The sequence below is a fragment of the Veillonella parvula genome (assembly GCF_036456085.1).
Classification (GTDB): Bacteria; Bacillota; Negativicutes; order Veillonellales; family Veillonellaceae; genus Veillonella; species Veillonella parvula_E.
In genome coordinates this window covers 126,236-143,411 of sequence record NZ_CP138632.1, presented here as the reverse complement: position 1 = coordinate 143,411, position 17,176 = coordinate 126,236, and the positions used below count along the sequence as shown (strand labels likewise).

General features: G+C 39.0%; 14 protein-coding genes. All 14 read right to left on the bottom strand.

The features are described 5' to 3' along the window. Positions 1–468: 468 nt before the first annotated feature. Positions 469–1,707: an O-antigen ligase family protein gene (locus PK1910_RS00620; RefSeq protein ID WP_004696499.1), complete on the bottom strand. Its 1,239-nt coding sequence runs from the start codon at positions 1,705–1,707 to the stop codon at positions 469–471. Positions 1,708–1,716: 9 nt separating this feature from the next. Continuing rightward, on the bottom strand, positions 1,717–3,024 hold the full coding sequence (locus PK1910_RS00615) for a bifunctional folylpolyglutamate synthase/dihydrofolate synthase (RefSeq protein WP_287511294.1): 1,308 nt from the start codon (positions 3,022–3,024) through the stop codon (positions 1,717–1,719). A 12-nt stretch (positions 3,025–3,036) separates the two neighbouring features. Beyond that, positions 3,037–5,694: a valine--tRNA ligase gene (locus PK1910_RS00610; RefSeq protein WP_287511295.1), complete on the bottom strand. Its 2,658-nt coding sequence runs from the start codon at positions 5,692–5,694 to the stop codon at positions 3,037–3,039. Positions 5,695–5,714: 20 nt separating this feature from the next. Then, positions 5,715–6,605, bottom strand: coding sequence for a twin-arginine translocase subunit TatC (gene tatC, locus PK1910_RS00605; RefSeq protein WP_012864607.1), 891 nt, complete (start codon positions 6,603–6,605; stop codon positions 5,715–5,717). 1 nt (position 6,606) lies between these two features. Further along, on the bottom strand, positions 6,607–7,578 hold the full coding sequence (locus PK1910_RS00600) for a polyprenyl synthetase family protein (protein WP_278607091.1): 972 nt from the start codon (positions 7,576–7,578) through the stop codon (positions 6,607–6,609). Next, the gene (gene yihA, locus PK1910_RS00595) at positions 7,575–8,273 is read right to left on the bottom strand and encodes a ribosome biogenesis GTP-binding protein YihA/YsxC (RefSeq protein ID WP_004696509.1); all 699 of its coding nucleotides are present in this window, start codon (positions 8,271–8,273) and stop codon (positions 7,575–7,577) included. Before yihA ends, PK1910_RS00600 begins: the two co-directional genes overlap by 4 nt. Beyond that, the gene (lon, locus tag PK1910_RS00590) at positions 8,273–10,582 is read right to left on the bottom strand and encodes an endopeptidase La (protein WP_331299035.1); all 2,310 of its coding nucleotides are present in this window, start codon (positions 10,580–10,582) and stop codon (positions 8,273–8,275) included. The genes yihA and lon overlap by 1 nt, the downstream gene beginning before the upstream one ends. 69 nt (positions 10,583–10,651) lie before the next feature. Continuing rightward, positions 10,652–11,905: an ATP-dependent protease ATP-binding subunit ClpX gene (gene clpX, locus PK1910_RS00585; protein ID WP_287511297.1), complete on the bottom strand. Its 1,254-nt coding sequence runs from the start codon at positions 11,903–11,905 to the stop codon at positions 10,652–10,654. Positions 11,906–11,917: 12 nt separating this feature from the next. Further along, the gene (gene clpP / locus PK1910_RS00580; RefSeq protein WP_004696517.1) at positions 11,918–12,511 is read right to left on the bottom strand and encodes an ATP-dependent Clp endopeptidase proteolytic subunit ClpP; all 594 of its coding nucleotides are present in this window, start codon (positions 12,509–12,511) and stop codon (positions 11,918–11,920) included. 36 nt (positions 12,512–12,547) lie between these two features. Beyond that, positions 12,548–13,852: a trigger factor gene (gene tig, locus PK1910_RS00575; protein WP_008601449.1), complete on the bottom strand. Its 1,305-nt coding sequence runs from the start codon at positions 13,850–13,852 to the stop codon at positions 12,548–12,550. Positions 13,853–14,015: 163 nt separating this feature from the next. Beyond that, a complete protein-coding gene (locus PK1910_RS00570; RefSeq protein ID WP_004696521.1) occupies positions 14,016–14,471 on the bottom strand; it encodes a CBS domain-containing protein in 456 nt (151 codons plus the stop codon). Between the two features lie 112 nt (positions 14,472–14,583). Then, the gene (rlmH, locus tag PK1910_RS00565) at positions 14,584–15,063 is read right to left on the bottom strand and encodes a 23S rRNA (pseudouridine(1915)-N(3))-methyltransferase RlmH (RefSeq protein ID WP_287511299.1); all 480 of its coding nucleotides are present in this window, start codon (positions 15,061–15,063) and stop codon (positions 14,584–14,586) included. 2 nt (positions 15,064–15,065) lie between these two features. Beyond that, a complete protein-coding gene (locus PK1910_RS00560) occupies positions 15,066–15,872 on the bottom strand; it encodes an MBL fold metallo-hydrolase (RefSeq protein WP_004698746.1) in 807 nt (268 codons plus the stop codon). Positions 15,873–15,977: 105 nt separating this feature from the next. After that, on the bottom strand, positions 15,978–17,165 hold the full coding sequence (locus tag PK1910_RS00555) for a RuBisCO large subunit C-terminal-like domain-containing protein (protein ID WP_077708587.1): 1,188 nt from the start codon (positions 17,163–17,165) through the stop codon (positions 15,978–15,980). Positions 17,166–17,176 lie beyond the last annotated feature (11 nt).

The window sequence follows — 17,176 nt, the reverse complement described above, 5'->3', positions numbered from 1 at the left end:
TACGTTCCTTAAACCGACTTCATCGTAGTCCACATCCAATGTATTGTCAACTTATATTACTAAAATGTATTTTTTATCACACTCCGACTGTGCATTATGACCAAAACGCATAGGTTTTTACATTTTCACATAAGTTTTATTCACACCGATATAACTCACAGGAATTATCAATTTAATAGTATATATTGTTGTTTTTTATGTATATCGAACTATCTCAATACAACATATAGAGCCTTATCAATATAATAAAGAAATAATATATACAGAAACTGACCGCTACACCTCCTATAAAAATATAGATATACAAAAAACCGGTTTTCAAATGCAAGCAATAATGTTCAATTATTCTAACATTAGAAAACCGGTTAAATATACTTAAGCTTACCCTGCTAAGGTATGTATAAATTATACCATACTATGAAATTGTATCGCTACCATAAAACTTACTAATTATACAAAATATACCTTTTACATATGGGCCTTTGTGGAAAGTTGTACTTTCACAAAGGCCCCAACCCAACCAAGGAGTTGCCAAAAAACAATAGTAACTTGATGGCTATAGAGCTCAAAATCAGACAATCCACTAAAAAGAACTCCGATAGCTAAAGCGCCTATACCTATCTGTGCAGCTTGTCGGAACATATCCCCTTTCAAACGAACAGATGTAATAACATGACCGACGATAACTGCTAGGAATGATAGCAAGCCAGGAATACCTGTTTCAGCCAATATGTTTAAATATAAATTATGGGCATGATACATCAACACATTAGGACCTTGAATGTAATAGTTATACTCTGGATAAACTAAGTAGAATGTATTCCACCCAATACCAAAGATTGGATTTTCTCGTACGATATACATTGTGCTATCCCATAGAGCCCAGCGAAGATCTGATGACGTATCATGACCTTGGAATATAGACCAAAGTCGTGAAGCAACTTCCCCTTCATAGAAGTATAGAATTAACGGTACCACTAACAAGGATAAGAATAGTCTTCGTTCTACGAAAATAGCCCAATACAGAATCATGGCCGCAAAACTAATCCAAATACCACGCGAATAGGTTAATAACATCGTTAGAAATAGTACAACACCAATGATCAGCATTGTAACAACTTCACGAGTACGATTCTCTTTCATATAAACAAGAATATAGCTAATACATACACTTAGTACCATCAACAGATAAGCCCCTAGCAAATTAGGATTTTGCAATGTAGACGCCATTCGACGCATCAATTTAGGGAATTGTGCTGCATCTACCCATTCTTTTATATGTATATTAGGAACAAATATATACTGATAGGCCCCAATAATGCATACAAGAACGGCTGTACCTAAAAAGGCACGAAGAAAATAGTTCCACTGTTTAGGTGTTCGAATATAGGTACGAACTAAATAGTACATGCCCCCACCCGCTACAATTTGGTAGAACCAGCTCTGAATAGACCAATCCCAGTTTGGGGACATTAACGACGATATACCTGTCCAGATAACAAAGATCATAACAGTCCAAGATAAATAACCTGTCGGCAAACTCAATGATTTACTAGAAATTAAATCATATAATGCCAAACCTATAGCCAACCAGAGAAGTACATCTCCTACCATTGGTTGAAGAGGCATCGCAATAACGACACCATAGATTAATCGTTCAATATAAAAGGTAAGTCGTTTCTGATTAGGAATGAGTGAGAGTTCCATATTCTCACCTCAATGACTCATCTCATGGAAAAACCACTGACGAGCATCCCCTAGAATATATAAAGAACCACATACAGCAATGATATCACCAGTCTTTGTATGTTTGTATGCCAATGCTAATGCAGCCTCAACAGATTCTGCAGTTTGAGCCGTCACCTTAGGTACAGTACGGCGAATCACTTCAACCAAGTTTTCAGGTACCTCTGTTCTATCTGTTGGTGCAGGTACAACGAGGACTGTGTCGCCAGATTTAACCACTTCACGAATAATAGCCTCTTGGTCTTTATCTTTAAGGATAGCCATTACCACCGTTTTCGGTGTGTCCTTAAATAGTTCATTGTACGTCATGGCAAAAGACTCAGCCCCTGCCGCATTGTGAGCACCGTCAAATATAAAGGTACGATCTAAGCCTCGTTTAACTTCAAAGCGCCCCGCCCACGTAGTGCGGGCAAATCCTTCACGCATCGTTTCTTCACTGATGTTCGTATCCTCTTTCATCAACAGGCGTACGGCCATCAATGCACAAGCGAGATTTACAGATTGATGAATGCCAGCCATCGTCGTAAACAGCATAGCAGGTGCAGCATCGTTAGAACTAACCGTAATCATTTGACCACCCGTTACAGCGCTACGGCTATCGATACCAAAATCTTTATTAAAAACATAAAGCTTAGCATGTTGTTTTTTAGCTACGTCCTCAATAACATTAAGAGGTGTATCTTGTGCAGCTGTCACTACAGGCACTTTAGATTTGATAATCCCCGCTTTATGGCGTGCAATTTCCTCGACAGTATCACCACAATATGCTTGATGATCTATTGTTACATTAGTAATAACAGATACTTTTGGAGTCACGATATTAGTAGAATCTAGTAAGCCACCTAAACCAACTTCTACTACAGCATAGTCGACACCTTGATCCTTAAAGAATAAAAATGCGGCAGCTGTTAATATTTCAAATTGTGTTGGCGCTTCTATTCCATTACTAATAATAGTATCTACTGCAATCTTTACGCGACTAATTAATTTTCCAAAGGCTTCCTCTGTTATATTTCCATCATTAATTTGAATACGCTCCGTATAGGATTGAAGGTGAGGCGATGTAAATCGCCCCACCCGTAATCCACTTGTAAACAGTGCGTAGGAAATATATGAGGTAACCGAGCCCTTACCATTTGTACCTGTAACATGAACAATTTTATAATCTTCTTGTGGATTCCCTAACACATCCATAAGAGCCGTAATTCGTTCAAGGCCAGGTTTAATACCAAATGAAGATGCCTGCTCCAAATAGGCTAAGGCCTCCTGATATGTCATATAAACCTCCTATTATAAGGTTTCAAGGAACGCTTCACGTTCCAATAACGCTTGTTGTTTTTGTTTATATTCTTCTAACTTTTCTTTTTCTTTTGCTACTACAGCTTCAGGCGCTTTTGCTAAGAAGCCTTGGTTAGACAATTTACCTTCCAAACGAGAAATTTCTTTTTCCATTTGGATTTTTTCCTTTGCAATACGCTCTCTTTCTTTTTCACCGTCAATCAAGTCTTTAAGTAAGAGATATACTTCCATACCATTGACAACGGTTACAGTCGCATTTTCTGGTTTTGGATCATCGGTACTAAGAATTGTTACTTTCTCAGCCCAAGCCAATGTTACGAAGTAGTCACTATGTTCTGCTACAGTTTTAGCTAATGCTTCATCTGTTGGCGCTACGATAACCTCAGCTTTTTTACCTAAAGGCACATTCATTTCAGCACGCATGTTACGAATACCTTTGATAGCATCCATCATAACTTCCATTTGACGTGCTGCCCCTTCAAGATTATCGAATTTCAATGCTTCAGGCCATTTAGTAACAACGATGCTGTCCCCTTCGTGTGGCAAATGTTGCCAAATATGTTCAGTTACGAACGGCATGAATGGATGTAATAATTCGAGCATATGACGTAAGATTGTTACAAGTAAATATTGAACTGTACGACGATCACGTTCGTTGCTTTCACTATACAAACGAGGTTTCGCTAATTCAATGTACCAATCGCAGTACGTATTCCAAATGAAATCATATACGGAGCTTGCAGCTTCACCAAGTTCGAATTTATCGAGATTAGATGTTACGCTTTGTACGGTTTCATTGTATTTTTGAACAATCCATTGGTCTGCTAATGTCAAATCATCTGCTGTTGGAACAAAACTTTCATCATAATTTGTAAGGTTCATCAATACAAATTTTGATGCATTCCAAATCTTATTGGCAAAGTTACGGTTAGCCTCAACACGTTCCATATAGAAACGCATATCGTTACCAGGTGTGTTGCCAGTTACAAGAGTAAAGCGCAATGCATCAGCACCATATTGGTCGATAACTTCAAGCGGATTAATACCATTGCCCAAAGATTTACTCATTTTACGGCCCTGGCTATCGCGAACAAGACCATGAATAAATACATGTTTAAAGGGAATTTCATGTTCAAACTCAAGAGCCATAAAGATCATACGAGCAACCCAGAAGAAGATAATATCGTAACCAGTTACAAGCACACTTGTTGGATACCATTGTTTAAGTTCTGGAGTTTGCTTAGGCCAACCCATTGTGGCAAACGGCCATAAACCAGAGCTAAACCATGTATCAAGAACATCTGGATCTTGTGTAACATGACCGTGGCAATGAGGACATTCTGTAATATCTTCACGGCTAACGATAGTTTCACCACAGTTATCACAATACCATGCAGGAATGCGATGGCCCCACCACAATTGACGAGAAATCGTCCAATCGCGGATATTTTCAAGCCAGTTCACATATGTTTTTGTAAAACGTTCAGGAACGAACTCTACTTCGTGGTCTTTAACAACCTTAAGAGCGGGCTCTGCCAATGGTTTCATATCTACGAACCATTGTTTAGATACCATTGGTTCGATGATTGTATTACAACGGGAGCAATGACCTACTGCATGGTCATGATCATCAATTTTTTCAAGTAGGCCTAATTCTTTAAGTTCTGCTACTACTTGTTTACGCGCTTCTTCACGAGGTAAGCCATTAAATTTGCCAGCACCTTCATTCATTGTTGCATCATTGTTCATAACAACGATGGATTCCAAATTATGACGTTGGCCCATTTCAAAGTCATTAGGGTCATGAGCAGGTGTAATTTTTACACAGCCTGTACCGAAGCTAGCATCTACATAGTCATCGGCAATTACAGGAATTTCTCGATTAACAAATGGCAAGATCAATGTTTTACCAATGAGATCTTTATAACGATCATCATCAGGATTTACTGCTACTGCTACGTCACCAAACATTGTTTCTGGACGAGTTGTAGCAACAACAACAAAACGATTATCTTCACCTTTTACAGGATATTTAATATGCCATAAATGGCCATGTTCGTCTTCATGCTCAACTTCAACATCAGATAACGCAGTGGCACAACGAGGACACCAGTTGATGATGCGTTCACCGCGATAGATCAAACCTTTTTCATAAAGGCTTACAAATACTTCGCGCACTGCATGGTAATACCCTTCATCCAAAGTAAATCGCTCACGGTTCCAATCACAGGATGCGCCAAGGCTACGGATTTGTTTTACAATAGTATCACCATATTCTTTTTTCCATTCCCACACGCGCTCTACGAATTTTTCACGGCCCAAATCATAGCGAGATTTTCCTTCTTCTTTAGCAAGCATCTCTTCTACTTTGATTTGTGTAGCAATACCAGCGTGGTCTGTACCTGGCATCCACAATACATTGTAGCCTTGCATGCGTTTGAAACGGATGAGGATGTCTTGTAATGTGTTATCAAGGGCATGCCCCATATGCAACATACCAGTTACATTAGGAGGTGGTAATACGATACTAAATGGCTCTTTATTCGTGTCTACTTCTTCGTGAAAGTATCCTTGATTTTCCCAATAAGAATACCATTTGCCTTCTATTTCACCAGGATTATATGTGGTTAAATTTTCGTAGGTTTTCATCGTTCCTCCTAAAAGACTCCTTAGCGCTTCATAATCTTAGCCAATACAAATAGGCTTGTTTCATATAGCAATATCATAGGTAATGCAATCATCGTTTGCGAGAACATATCCGGTGTAGGTGAAATGACAGCACCTATGATAAAGGATATAAGAATAAATATCTTTCGCTTCGTTTTTAAAAAGCGTGATGTAATTAAGTTGAAATATCCCAAAATAATTAAGATCAACGGCAACTCAAAGATAAATCCAAAGGGCAGTACAAAGGATAATACAAAGTCCATATACTGACCAATAGAAAACATCGGTTGTAATTCATCTGTAGCAAAGCCCATAAAGAACTTTACCGCTGCAGGCAATACGAGAAAATAAGAAAATACAATACCTATCCCGAATAGACCAATTGCTACTGGTAAGATCCAGTTAGATAGCTGCTTTTCTCGCACAGTTAGTGCAGGCTTAACAAATAGCCAAATCTGATGCAATATAATGGGAGCGGCTATGACTAAGCCACCTACAACAGACACCTTCATATATGTAAAAAATGCTTCAGTAGGTCTCATATAATAGAGCTTGCCAGCCGGTTTTAGGAGTATTTCCAATAATAAGTCTACATAATAATAAGAAATACAAGTTCCCACAATAACTGCTACAGCTATTATAATCAATCGTTTTCGCAGCTCTGAAAGATGTCCTACAAGAGACAATTCCCTTGCTTCATCCATCATCTTCTGCTCTATAGCCGTATAAACTGGTTCATCTTCCACATCCTCAGGAATGTGTTGAGTTGCCACCTTATATCGTTCTTGCTCAGACTTTTGTTCTGCTTCACGCCGTTTTTGACGAACTACACTATCAAAAGAAGGTTTTTGCATGGGATATTCGAAATCCGATTTTGGTTCGAATGGTTCCATATTATACCTTTCTATCAGCCAGATTTTCTACAGCCATCACAAGGAATTCCTTCCCTGAGAAATCACGCACTGCAGCGAGTGCCGCTAGAGCATCTTTACAATATTTATCAGCTACAGCTAATGTATTATCAATTCCACCTTGAGCAATAACATAATCAATAATGTCTTGCTCATTACCACCATTATTTAAGCCTTTAATATCTTCAAGCAATTTATCTTTATTACCATCGTTAACGATGCTTAATAACGGATACGTCAATAGTCCCTCTCGAAGATCATTCCCTACAGGCTTTCCCGTTGTTTCCGCTGTTTCACGATAATCCATAATATCGTCTGTAATTTGGAATGCCATGCCTAATGCATGACCATATTTTTTCAACTCTATGATTTCATCCTCTTGCCAATCTCCTAAGAGACCACCAAGCTCCATACAGCCTTCCATGAAGTCTGCTGTTTTCTTTTGCGTCTTTGTCATATAACGCTCTATGCCTTGATCGATGCGATATACATCTTCCATTTGCATGAACTCACCTTCTACGAGGCATGTAATAATATGAGAGAATACTTGAAGATACTTCATATTCGTCATTTCAGATACGATTTTAAATGCTTTAGCAAATAAATAATCACCACTAAGGATAGCTACCTTATTGCCTTTATGCATGTGAATTGTATCCTCCCCACGGCGAATTTCAGCTTGATCTAAAACATCATCATGGATAAGTGTTGCTAAATGAAGCATTTCAACAGCCTCAGCAATTTTAATGCGTTGACGCTCTATAGATGTACCTGCATTAGCAATCAATAGACACAATTGAGCGCGCAAACGCTTACCACCTGCTGCTGATAACGGTCGAATCAGTGCATTGAAGTCCTCTGCACCGGTATTAAAAGATGATGCAAGAGACTCTTCGACATGCTCTAAATCTAGAGCAATGCGTTCCATAATCTCTAATTCGTTCGTTTGACTCATGCTTCATCTCCTACCAAAATTTTATTGATTCGTTGTTGTAAAAGCTCACGTCCAGTATGCTTTAAAGAGCTGTACAAAATCGGCGAGGTAGCCGTTGGATATAGCTCTTTAATAATAGACAAGCTTGCAGACTTTTCTTTAGCCGTCAATTTATCGGCCTTGGTCACTACAATTTGTAACGGAACACCGGCTTCGACGAGCCAATCAAAGGCCACCTTATCAATGGCCATTTCAGGATGGCGACCATCGATAAGTAAACACAACAACATCAATCGTTCAGAATGTAAAATATAATCGGCAATAAAGGAAGACCACAGATTGCGGTTTCCTTTATTTGTCTTTGCAAAACCATAACCAGGAAGGTCAACGAGAAACCAGTTATATCTGCGTTCCTCGGTTTCAGAAATATCCTCTTTTGATTCAATATCAAAGTAGTTTATCGTCTTAGTCTTACCTGGCTGACCACTAACGAGGGCTAACCCACGATAGTTACATAAAGAATTAATCAACGAAGACTTGCCCACATTAGAGCGTCCAAGGAAGGCGATTTCTACGGTATCCCCTTCAGGATATTGATCCGCCTTCACACAGGAAGTATTATATTTTGCCGCTATAATACGAGGCCCCTTTGGTTCTTTTCGTGTATATTGTGGTTTTGGGCCCATTGGTTTAGTGGATTTTTTCTTCTTTTGCATTACACAAGTGCCTTTGCTAATACTTCATCCATTGTCTTAACTGGCGTAATGATGAGGCCCTCTTTCACAATGTCAGGTAATTCTGCAATATCCTTTTCATTGCCTTTTGGAATCAATACCTCTTTTATACCATGAGACAAGGCTGCTAATAATTTTTCTTTTAAGCCGCCTATTGGTAATACGCGGCCACGCAATGTGATTTCACCAGTCATGGCAATATCAGAACGAATCTTGCGGTTAGTCAAAATAGATACCATAGCTAATGTCATTGTAATACCTGCTGAAGGACCATCTTTAGGGGTTGCCCCTTCTGGCAAGTGAACGTGAATATCAAGCTTTTTATAAAAATCTTCTTCAATCTTTAAAGCTTTTGCATTATGGCGAATATAACTCATAGCTGCTTGACCAGACTCTTGCATAACCTTGCCGAGGCTACCAGTTAAAGCCAATTTACCGGTACCATTCATAGTTGTAGCTTCACATGGTAATACTACACCACCAACAGATGTCCAAGCTAATCCATTTACATAGCCAACTTGTGCTTTCTTTTCTCGCTCTTGGTCAACAAAGATTGGTGCGCCTAAGAATTCGTGAAGATTCTTAGTAGTGACTTTTGGTGCGTCTCCGCCTTCTTCAACTACTTTGAAAGCAATCTTACGGCAAATCTTAGCAATTGTTTTCTCTAAAGTACGAACACCTGCTTCGCGAGTATATTCGGAAATTACCTTTCTTAACACAGCATCAGATAATTTAACCTTGTAATCTTCAAGGCCATTTTTCTTAATTTGCTTAGGTGTTAAGTAACGCTTAGCAATTTCTAGTTTTTCTTCTTCCATATAGCTGGACAACTCAATAATTTCCATACGATCTAACAATGGACCAGGAATATTAGATGCTACATTAGCCGTAGTAATCCAGAAAACTTCAGAGAAGTCGAACGGTACTTCGATAAAGTGATCACTAAATGTGCTATTTTGTTCTGGATCCAATACTTCTAATAACGCTGAAGATGGATCACCTTTATAATCAGATGCTAATTTATCAATTTCATCCAATAAAAATACAGGATTCTTAGTACCTACATTTTTTAACCCCTGAATCATACGACCAGGTAAAGCACCAATATAAGTACGTCGATGTCCACGAATTTCAGCTTCATCACGAACACCACCTAAGGATGCACGGATAAACTTACGATTCATTGCTTTAGCAATAGAGGTAGCCAAAGAGGTTTTACCAACGCCCGGTGGGCCTACTAAACAAAGAATAGAGCCACTATTTTTACCAGTTAATTTACGAACCGCTAAAAATTCTAAAATGCGTTTCTTAACCTTTTCAAGGCCATAATGATCGGCCTCGAGCATAGCATGAGCGCCCTTAATATCTAAACGATCTTCCGTTAATTCGTTCCACGGTAATGCCAATACCCAATCTAGGTAATTGCGCAAAATTGTTGCTTCCGGCATCAATTGAGGCATGCGGCTGTAACGAGAAATTTCTTTATCAATACGCGTATGTACGTCTTCACTTAGATTAAGTGCTTTTAACTTAACTCGTAGTTCTTCTGCCTCCTCCTCGGGATTCCCTTTATCACCCAACTCATCGTGGATAACGCGGATTTTTTCGCGCAAGAAATATTCCTTCTGCGCTTTTTCCATAGATTGACGCACTTGATTATTGATGGAATTTTCCAAATCAGAGATTTGTAATTCCATATTTAAAATGCCTACAATCATGTTAAGACGACGAGCCACAGATAATTCTTCAAGTAACTCTTGACGTTTCAAATTATTAATAGGCAATAGAAATGCAACTTGGTCAGCTAATTCACAAGGATTGCGTAATTCCATAACGCGCGTTACACCTTCATCAGTAACTGATTTAGCTTCTTCTGCCCATTCGCCAAATTTAGCTTGAACCAAACGACGATAAGCTTCAAGCTCTACATCGTCTTCAAATTCAGACGCCACTCGTTCATAGTCTCCTATATAATAAGGGTCCATGCTAGTAATATTCATAAGACGAATACGAGTGATGCCCTCTACAAGAACACGTACTATACCACCTGGTAAGCGCAACATTTGTTTAATTTTTACTAATGTACCCATTTGGGCTAAATCATGAACTGTTGGTGCATCTACAGCATCATCTTTTTGAGTTACGACGGCTAAAATGCGGTCCTCATTCATTGCGGCTTCCACCGCCTTAATGGATTTGTCTCGACCGATATCGAGGTGAATCACGATATTCGGGTATACTACCATACCTCTGAGAGGTACGGTAGGGATCCCAACTTCGAGTAAATTCATACTTCCTCCAGGTATATATATATATTATGAAAAGAAACTCATTCCTACACAGAAATGAGTTTCTTCGAATTACGATTTCAACTGGATGTCTTGGTCTGCCTCATTTTTGAGTATAGGTTCGCCTGTGCTTAATACGGATTCACGATTCACAATGCACTTAGTTACTTCCGGCATGGAAGGAACCTCAAACATTACGCGTTTCATCACCTTTTCAATGATAGCACGCAAACCACGAGCACCTGTTTTTCGCTGTAATGCTTCATCAGCGATTTCTTCTAATGCATCTTCAGTGAAAGTTAATTCTACACCATCAAGGGATAGAATTTTTTCATATTGTTTTGTTAATGCATTTTTAGGCTTTGTCAAAATTTGAATTAACGCATCTCTGTCTAATTGATCTAATGTCACCATTACTGGCAAACGTCCAATAAACTCAGGAATCAAGCCAAATTTTAATAAATCTTCAGGTACAACATCTTTTAAGATAGCCGATACATTGCGTTCTTCTTTACGCTGTACATCTGCACCAAAGCCAAGTGTTTTCTTAGCGGTACGCTTAGTAATAACCTTATCCATACCATCAAATGCACCACCACAAATAAAGAGAATATTCGTAGTGTCAATTTGAAGCATTTCTTGATTAGGATGCTTCCTACCACCTTGTGGGGGAACAGAAGCGACAGTACCTTCTAAGATTTTAAGCAATGCTTGTTGTACGCCTTCACCAGACACATCACGTGTAATGGAAGGGTTCTCAGACTTACGAGCAATCTTATCAATTTCATCGATATAGATAATGCCACGTTCAGCCCGAGCTATATCATAATCTGCAGCTTGGATAATTTTGAGTAAGATGTTTTCTACATCTTCCCCTACATACCCAGCCTCAGTTAAGCTTGTAGCATCTGCAATAGCAAATGGTACTTCTAGCATTTTCGCTAAGGTTTGAGCCAATAGTGTTTTACCACTACCAGTAGGACCAATGAATAAAACATTAGCCTTTTGTAATTCTACATCATCAACTACATTATCTGTTTGTAAACGTTTGTAGTGATTATATACAGCCACGGCTAAAGAGATTTTAGCATCATCTTGACCAATGACATATTCGTCAAGATGAGCTTTAATTTCTCTAGGCGTTGGCAATTCTTTTAAATTGAAGTCGTCCGTCTCAACCGTAGCCAACTCATCTGCAATGATGCGTTCACAAACTTCAACGCATTCATCACAAATATACACGTTAGGCCCCGCCACTAATTTGCGGACTTCTTCGCTTGTGCGTCCACAAAAACTGCAGCGCATAGTGTCTTTATCTTTTGCCAAGGGGCGCCTCCATTACTTGCTTTCTACAGGTTCTCTTGTGAGCACCTCATCAATTAAGCCGTATTCAACGGCATCCTGAGCACTCATGAAGTTATCGCGATCTGTATCGCGAGCTACTACTTCAATATCTTGTCCACTGCGAGAAGCTAAGATACCATTTAACTCTTCACGCATGCGAAGAATCTCACGGGCATGGATTTCAATTTCAGATGCTTGTCCTTGTACACCACCTAATGGTTGGTGAATCATGATGCGCGCATGAGGTAACGCATATCGTTTACCTTTAGTGCCAGCTGTTAAAAGCACAGCACCCATGCTCGCTGCAGAGCCTACACAAATAGTAGACACATCTGGTTTAATATATTGCATCGTATCATAAATAGCCATACCTGCGGTTACAACACCACCAGGGCTATTGATGTACAAATGGATATCCTTATCAGGATCCTCTGCTTCCAGGAATAACATTTGCGCAATAACCGCATTTGCCACATTATCATCGATGGGGCCACCAAGGAAAATAATGCGATCCTTTAACAAGCGAGAGTAAATATCATAGGAACGCTCTCCGCGTTCACCTTGTTCAACTACGATTGGTACATACATGTAATCACCTTTTCATGTACCTAGTTGAGCAAACTATTATTCAGCCGCTTCAGCGCCTTTTGCATTATCAATAATGAATCGAGCTGCTTTTTTGCGAGCTACAGAGCCTGCCAACATAGCTACACGACCTTCTTTTGCAATAATATCCCAAACTTCTTTAGGATCTGCCCCAAAGTTTTGAGCCATAATGAAGATTTCACGGTTCATATCATCTGGAGTTACTTCGATACCTTCAGCAGTTGCAATAGCATCCAATACTAAATCAGCGCGTACGTTTTCAGCTGCGGAATCTTTGTATTCAGAGCGTAAATCTTCGATAGTTTTATTGGAGAATTTCAAGTAGTCATCAAGTTTCAAGCCACGGCCTTCCATATTCATAGCCAATTCTTGAATCATTTGTTCTACGCGATCTTTAATCATTACTTCTGGGATTTCTACAGTTGCATTTTTAACAGCTGTTTGAATCAAGTCAGCATTGTAAGTATCGATTGCACGACGGGAAGCTTCTTCCTCCATTTTAGTGCGAAGATCTTTTTTCAATTCTTCAATAGTTTCGTAAGAGCTTGCTTCTTTTGCGAATTCATCATTCAATTCAGGCAATTCTTTACGTTTAATATCATGGATATGAGTTTTGAATTCTGCTTCTTTACCAGCAAGTTCTGCTACGAAGTAGTCTTCAGGGAATGTTACTTTTACAGTTACATCATCACCAGCTTTAGCGCCAATCAATTGATCTTCGAAGCCAGGAATGAAGCTACCAGAACCGATCTGTAATGGGTAGGATTTACCTTCACCACCATCAAAAGGTTTACCATCAACGGAACCAGCAAAGTCGATTACTGCAAAGTCGTCTTTTTGAATTGTAGCGCCTTCTTCAGCAACAACCATTTTTGCTTGTTGTTCACGAATATTGTTCAACTGTTCTTCGATTTGTTCATCAGATACTGTAGCATCTTGTTTATCTGCTTCTAAGCCTTTGTAATCGCCAAGTTTAACTTCAGGGCGTTTAGTTACAGTAGCTTTGAAAATCAAATCTTTGCCTTCTTCGAATTGTTCGCGTTCGATTTCAGGTTCAGATACAGGCACGATATCATTTTCACGAAGTGCAGCACTATAGTTTTGGCTAGCCAATACTTCAAACGCTTCTTCCAAGATAGCTTCTTTACCGAAGTTCATTTCCAAAATACGGCGAGGCGCATGTCCTTTGCGGAAGCCAGGGATGTTCACTTGACCTGCAATGCGTTTTACAGCTTGTTTAATGCCCTTATCTACTTCTGCTGCAGGTACTTCAATAGTTAACGTTACTACGTGTTGATCAACAGGATTTACAGTTGCTTTCATTTAAAATATGTCCTCCTTGAAGGGCAATATGCCCAAATTTCTGTAGTATATTATGCACTCCTAATAATAACATAAATGCAAGGTCAATGCAATTCTTCTCAATATACACTAAAAGACCACCCCAAAACGGGTGGTCTTTACATATTTTACATAATTATGCCAATTAGTTATCTTTAGCAATCAATTTGATAATGTCCCGACGAGACAAAATTCCAATCAAACGGTACTCTTTATCTACAACTGGCACATTTTTCAAATGTTGATCAAGCATAACAGATACAATTTCTTCTACATCTTTATCCGGTGTGGTTGTAATTACTTCATCAGTCATCAACTCATGAACGTGAGATGCCAATAATTTTTTAAATTGAGCATTATATTCACCGATGCCATTGTAATAGATGCTAGCGCCTAATACATTAACATAATGAGGCACATGAGGACGTACTTTTTTATAAAGTAAATCACCTTCAGAGATAATACCTAACAACTTATTATCATCATCCACTACGGACACAGCTGTTAAATTATATTTAACCAATAAATCAGCTACATCAGAAATCGGCGCATCTTTGCCAACAGTAACAGGGTATTTATTCATTACTTCTTGGATTTTCATAGTGAATTCCTCCTTACAAATACATCTTGCTTTATTATACTATTCGCCACAGTATAATAAAACTCCTTTTTTTCTGAAAGTATTATACAAATAATTTTTAAGTCTACGTCTTCTACCAATGATAAGGTTCATTGCGATTAATTTTTGATGCTCGATATATTTGCTCTACAAGTAACAATCGAACCATTTGATGTGTAAAAGTCATAGGGCTAAAGGATAATTTATAATTTGCAGTCTGACGTAATGTATCACTCACCCCAAAGGCACCGCCAATAATGAAGGCCATATCGCTCACACCATCCACCTCAAGTTTAGATACCGTCTTAGCGAGTTCTTCAGAGGACATCGTTTTGCCATACACATCAAGTAATACGGTATACGCATTTTTAGGAACCGCTTTTAATAAACGGTCTCCTTCTTCGGCAACAACTTGTTTGCGATCCGCATCACTCGGCTTATCTCCAATTTTACTTTCATTCAGCTCTGTAATTGTAATACCACCATAGGGACGCATACGTTTCACAAACTCTGCTACACCCTCACGTAAATAAGCATTCTTCAATTTACCAATACAGACTATATAAAATCTCATTTTTACCTCTTCACAGATTGGATGGACACGATTTCATTAGGTTGACCATGTTGCAGCTTCATTTCAGGTCCAATACGAACACCACCATCCACAAGCATTTTACCAATAGTTTGAGTAACAAGGACAGCATTATTATTATTTTCAGATCGATGAGCCAATATAACTTGCATAAAATTAGGACGCTTCATCATGAGTAGAGCTTGTGCAGCCATTTCATTACTCAAATGACCTTCATCACTAGCCACACGTTGTTTTAAAAACGGCTGATAGGGTCCGAAACGCAACATATGCGGATCATAATTTGCCTCTAGCACTAACAGCGTCGTATCATCAAGCCTGCGTAAAATATCATCTGAAATCACACCTGTATCAGTAACAACAGTTGCCTTATCGTTCCCAGCAAACACATTTATTCCAATTGGATCAGCCGCATCATGACTTACCGAAAACGGCTCTACGGTGAGACCGCCCAACGTTAAACTGCCCTTTGTAAGCTCAATCAATCGATTCTTCGGTACGATTAACTTATCTTGAATTTCACGCCATGTGCCCTGCTTCGTATACACAGGAAGATCAAATCGTTTTAGTAATTGTTGTAGTCCCGCAATATGATCACTATGTTCATGACTGACGAATATGCCCTCCACCTGAGCCATGTCTATATGCAATTCTTTTAACCCATTGACAATGCGCCGGCAACTAATGCCTACATCATGCAATATGACAGAGTTCCCTTTTTTTATTACTGTACAATTGCCCTTGCTACCACTGGCAAGGACATGGACCTCCAACGGTGATGATTCACTCATCAAAACACTCCATATACTTAATCATAAATCTATTATTTCTGTAAAAGTCAATAGCTTAGTTATTTAGTTAAATATTGTATTAACTCATTTAAATTCAAGCTATTATTACGTTCTTTCAGATAATTTAGTCAAACGCTCTACAAAGTACGACATATTAGCCTCAATATCTGATCCTCGACGGAACATGTCACCGCCAACGAGGAACATAGTATCATTTCCGTACAGCTCAACGAGTTCATTAAGACGAGCATCTGTAACACCACCACCCGGTGCCGGGCAAGCTGCTTTCATCAAACCTAATGGCTGTTTAATGTAAGAGGAAATCCTCTTGCATTGTTCCTCTGTAAAAGTAAAGCGTCCACCATAAGATACGAAAATTGGCATATCAGCCCCAAAGATACGAGGTAATAAACCTAGTTGTAAATAGTCAGCTACTCCAGATACACCAGGGCTTACAAATCCACCAGAATAAGCTGGATGATGAATAATGGGCAATCGTAAGTTTTCATCAGTAGCTAATTTGTGTAACCAACCGAAACCAACGAGACCTGCAGCCACCATGAGAGCTGTAGCACCAGCCTCTTTGGCAAAATAAGCGCGTTCTAACACATCTGTACCATCACCTGATACGTTTGCAGCATATAAAGTATGTGTACCATGTACAGCATTCATTTCCTGTACCATAGCAGCACATCGTTTTACACGATCTTTATATTGAGAGAAGGACTGATTAGAAATACCATGATCATCCTTTATGACATCTGCACCACCACGTGTGTAAGCGCCACACATACGAGCCAATTCTACATTCGGTGTGCCCATCGGCTTTACAACGGCTTGAATCATTGGACGCGTCGGGGTTTCCACTAATCGACGAATTCCTTGTAAGCCAAATTGTGGTCCCTTAAACACATCGTAAAGTGTTGGACATAGTTCAATATCTACTACCCAAATATGTGGCTGTAACGAAGAATTACCAAAGACAACATTTAAAAATTGTGTAGCCTCTAAGGCCGTGGTATCTACGTGATATGAAATACGAGCCAAATAGTAACGAGAGGTGTCAATTACAGCATTTGGCATCACACCTACATTGATATAAGGAGAGTCTTCTACTATAGGTTCAAGAGATTCTAGTCGACCAGTAATAGTTTCTTTAATGTATGGATCCGTTACAAACTCATAAGGAAATTCTATAGTTTGCTCCACTTGAACAGCCCAAGCAATTGATTTTGCTTCTTCATATGTACTCGCTTCTATTCTATATGTAACTATAAATCGCTCGTCTTTCATAATGCGTCTCC